The following is a 4,763-nucleotide window of genomic DNA, read 5'->3' as shown; positions in this document are numbered from 1 at the left end:
CGCCTGTGGGCCGTTGATCGCGGCGATGCTCACCCGGTCGTTCAGCAGCGGCAGGACCTCGTCCTCCGACGCCTGCAACGCGATCATCACGCCACCCGTGGGCAGCGCCTGCATCAACCGGCCGCGAGCCGCCACGAGCGTGCACGCGTCGTCCAGCGAGAGCACCCCGGCCACATGCGCAGCAGCTATCTCGCCGATGGAGTGACCGGACAGGAAGTCCGGCTTCACGCCCCAGCTGGCCAGCAGCCGGAACAGCGCCACCTCGACCGCGAACAGCGCGGGCTGGGTCCATTCCGTCCGGCCGAGCAGGTCCGCGTCGTCACCGAACAGCACGTCCTTCAGCGGCATGTCGAGCCGCTCGCCGACCGCGTCCAGCGCGTCCGCGAACACGGGGTAGGCCTCGTACAGCTCCCGGCCCATACCGAGCCGCTGGCTGCCCTGCCCGGTGAAGAGGAAGGCGAGCTTTCCGGAGCTCACGGTGCCCCGCGTCACCGACGCCGCGGGGGCCTCGGTCTCCACGGCCGCCAGGCCGCGCAGCAGCGCGTCCCGGTCCGCCGCCACGACCACCGCGCGGTACTCGAAGGCCGCGCGCTTGGTGGCCAGCGTGTAGGCCACATCGGCACCGGCCGGCCCGGACGCCTCTTCGAGATGGCCCCGCAGGCCGGCCGCCTGGCCGCGCAGGGCGTCCGCGGACTTCGCCGACAGCACGAAGGGCAGTGCCGAAGCGATGTCCTCCGCGGGCGCCGTCTCCGCCGCGACGACGGCCGGCGCGAGGCCATCGGGGGCCTGCTCGATGATCGTGTGGGCGTTGGTGCCGCTGATGCCGAACGACGACACGGCGGCGCGGCGGGGACGTCCCGTCTCCGGCCAGTCCATCCGCTCGGTCAGCAGGGAGACGGCGCCCTCGGACCAGTCCACGTGCGGGGACGGCTCGTCCACGTGCAAGGTCTGCGGCAGCACCCCGTGCCGCAGTGCCATCACCATCTTGATCACGCCCGCGACACCGGCCGCGGCCTGCGTGTGGCCGAAGTTGGACTTCACCGAGCCGAGCCACAGCGGCTGCTCGTCGCTGTGCTCCTGGCCGTACGTCGCCAGCAGCGCCTGCGCCTCGATCGGGTCGCCCAGCGTCGTGCCCGTGCCGTGCGCCTCGACCACGTCGATCTCGCCGGCCGACAGGCGCGCACTCGCGAGGGCGGCACGGATCACGCGCTGCTGCGACGGACCGTTCGGGGCGGTCAGGCCGTTGCTCGCACCGTCCTGATTGACCGCGGAGCCCCGCACCAGCGCCAGCACCGGGTGCCCGTTGCGGCGGGCGTCCGACAGCCGCTCCACGAGCAGCATGCCGACGCCCTCACCCCAGCCCGTACCGTCGGCCGCCGCCGCGAACGGCTTGCAGCGCCCGTCCGCGGACAGACCGCGCTGGATGCTGAACGCCACAAAGGTGCCCGGCGTCGCCATCACGGTCACACCGCCGGCCAGCGCCAGATCGCACTCGCCGTTGCGCAGCGCCTGAGCGGCCAGGTGCAGTGACACCAGTGACGACGAGCAGGCCGTGTCGACCGTGACGGCGGGGCCCTCCAGGCCGAAGGTGTACGACACCCGGCCCGAGGCGACGCTGCCCGAACTCGACGTGCCGATGTAGCCCTCGAGGCCTTCCGGCGCGCGGTGCAGCAGAGTGCCGTAGTCGTTGTACATCACGCCCGCGAAGACACCCGTACGGCTGCCGCGCACCGTCGTCGGATCGATGCCGGCCCGCTCGAACGCCTCCCACGACGTCTCCAGCAGCAGCCGCTGCTGCGGGTCGGTGGCCAGCGCCTCACGCGGCGACATGCCGAAGAACGTCGGGTCGAAATGAGGCGCGTCGTACAGGAACGCGCCGTTCATGCTGTAGCTCGTGCCCGGACGGTCGGAGTCCGGGTCGAACAGCTCCGCGAGGTCCCAGCCGCGGTCGTCCGGCATCGCGGAGATGGCGTCCCTGCCCTCCGAGACCAGCTCCCACAGACCCTCGGGAGACCTCACACCGCCGGGGAAGCGGCAGGCCATCGCCACGATCGCGATCGGCTCGTCGTCACGGACGGCGACCGTGGCCGGAGCCGCCGCCGCGTCCTGTGCGCCGAGCAGTTCGGCGCACAGATACCGGGCCAGCGCGGTGGGCGTCGGGTAGTCGAAGACCAGCGTGGCGGGCAGGCGCACACCGGTGGCCGTGCCGAGCCGGTTGCGCAGCTCGACGGCGGTCAGCGAGTTGAAGCCGACCTCGCTGAACGCACGCGCAGGGTCGACCGCCTCCGGGCCGTCGAACCCGAGGACGGAGGCGACTTGGGTGCGGACGAGTTCCAGCGCGGTCGCCTCGCGCTCGGCCACGGGCAGTGCGGCCAGCTGCCGGGCGAGCTTGCCCGCGGAGGCCGATGCAGCCCGGGCCGCACGCCGGTTGGGGACGCGGACCAGACCGCTCAGCAGCGGCGGCAGCATCCCCCCATCGGCGACCTGGGCGCGCAGGGCGGCCAGGTCGAGCTTGACGGGCACGAACGCCGCCGTGGGCGAGGCGGTCGCGGTGTCGAAGAGGGCCAGGCCCTCCTGCTCCGACAGTGCGTTCACACCGCCACGTCCGAGGCGCGACACGTCGTCGGCGTTCAGGTCGCCCGCCATACCGCCGTCCCACAGACCCCAGGCCAGCGACGTCGCCGCCAGACCCCGCGACCTGCGGTGCGCCGCCAGCGTGTCCAGGAAGACGTTCGCAGCCGCGTAGTTCGCCTGACCGGCGCCGCCGAAGACGCCCGCGGCGGAGGAGAAGAGCACGAACGCCGAGAGATCCATGTCCTGCGTCAGCTCGTGCAGGTTCCACGCCGCGTCCACCTTCGGACGCAGCACCGCCGACAGGCGCTGCTGGTCCAGCGACGCGATCACGCCGTCGTCCAGCACGCCCGCCGTGTGCACCACCGCCGACAGCGGCGCCTCCGCCGGAATCGCGTCCAGCACCGCAGCCAGCGCATCCCGATCGGCCACATCACACGCCGCCCACGACACCGACGCACCCAGCCCGGTCAGTTCGCCGCTGAGCTCCGCGGCACCCGGCGCGTCCGCACCCCGCCGGCTCACCAGCAGCAGATTGCGCACCCCGTACTCCGTCACCAAGTGACGCGCGAACAGGCCGCCCAGCAGGCCGCTCGCGCCCGTCACCAGTACCGTGCCGTCGGCGACCGGCCCGCGCTCCGCGCCGTCCGTCCCGGACACGGCGCGGACCAGCCTGGGTACCCGGATCGCTCCGTCGCGCATCGCGACTTCGGGATCGCCGGAGGCGAGCGCCGACGAAAGTGCCCGCGTGTCCGCTTCGGCATCGCCCTCACCGTCGAGGTCGACCAGACCGAAGCGCCCCGGGTTCTCCGACTGCGCGGCCCGCACCAGGCCCCACACCGGGGCGTGCACCAGATCCGTCACGTCCTCGTCCGGAAGTGCGGCCGTCGCGCCCCGGGTCAGGAACACCAGGCGCGAGCCGGCGAACCGCTCGTCGGCCAGCCACTCCTGCACCAGGCGCAGCGCCCGCCCGGTCTCGGCGTGCACCGCGTCGGGCAGTTCCCGTTCGGCGTCGTCCGTGACGCAGGGGACGACCACCGCCGAGGGGACGGTGTCGCCCTCGGCGAGCGAAGCGCCCAACGCCGCTAGGTCGGCGTACGCCGACTCAGGGCCGAGCGTCGTCCACTCCCCGGCCGCGCCCGCGGTACCGCCGGACGGGACGGGCGTCCACTGCACCTGGAAGAGCGCGTCACCGTGACGGCCGCCGGGTCCCGCGAACTGCTCCGGCGAGAACGTTCTCAGCGCGAGGCTGCGCACGGACGCCACAGGCGCGCCCTCGGCGTCCGCCACCTGCAACGCCACCGCGTCACGGCCCGCGCGCGAGAGCCGCACCCTCAGCTCGGACGCGCCTACGGCGTACACAGCCACACCCGACCACGCGAACGGAAGACGTCCCTGCCGGGTGTCGTCGACGAGGCCACCGACACCGATGGCGTGCAACGCGCCGTCCAGGAGCGCCGGGTGGAGGGCGAACTGCTCGGCGCCCGGCTCGGCCTCGTCCCCGAGGTTCACCTCGGCGAACACGTCCTCTCCACCGCGCCAGACCCCGCGCAGTCCCTGGAAGAGCGGGCCGTATTCGAAACCGGCCACGGCCAGGGCCTCGTACAGTGCGTCGATCGCGACGGGCTCGGCCCCGGCCGGCGGCCACGCCGCCAGGTCGAACACCGGCTCCTCCGTGCTGTCCGCGAGGACCGCGGTCGCGTGCCGCACCCACGGCTCGTCGTCGGCGGCACGGTCGGCACGCGAGTGGAAGGCGACCGGGCGGCGCCCCGACTCGTCGGGCGCGCCGACGCTGATCTGGAGTTCGACGGCGCCCTCTTCGTGGAGCACCAGCGGGGCTTCCAGGGTCAGGTCCTCGACTAGGCCGCAGCCGACCTGGTCGCCGGCGCGGACGGCCAGTTCGACGAAAGCCGTGCCGGGCAGCAGCACCGTGCCGGAGACGGCGTGGTCGGCGAGCCACGGGTGCGTGTCGAGCGACAGCCGGCCGGTGAGGAGCAGCCCCTCAGCGTCGGCCAGCGCGACGGAGGTCGCGAGCAGCGGGTGATCGGCGGAGCGGAGGCCGGCCGAGGTAACGTCCCAGCCGATGGTTCCGGCGTCGAGCCAGTAGTGCTCGCGCTGGAAGGCGTAGGTGGGCAGGTCCACGCGCTGCGCACCGGTCCCGGCGAAGACCGCCTGCCAGTCCACCGACGCAC

General features: G+C 73.4%; 1 protein-coding gene. It reads right to left on the bottom strand.

Annotated features, from left to right (window positions below):
• A partial coding sequence (locus ACP4J0_RS38160; protein WP_426603992.1) for a type I polyketide synthase occupies window positions 1–4,763 on the bottom strand: 4,763 nt, incomplete at both ends.

This window comes from Streptomyces sp. WG7, assembly GCF_049975785.1.
GTDB lineage: Bacteria > Actinomycetota > Actinomycetes > Streptomycetales > Streptomycetaceae > Streptomyces.
This window is presented reverse-complemented; position numbering and strand designations above follow the sequence as displayed.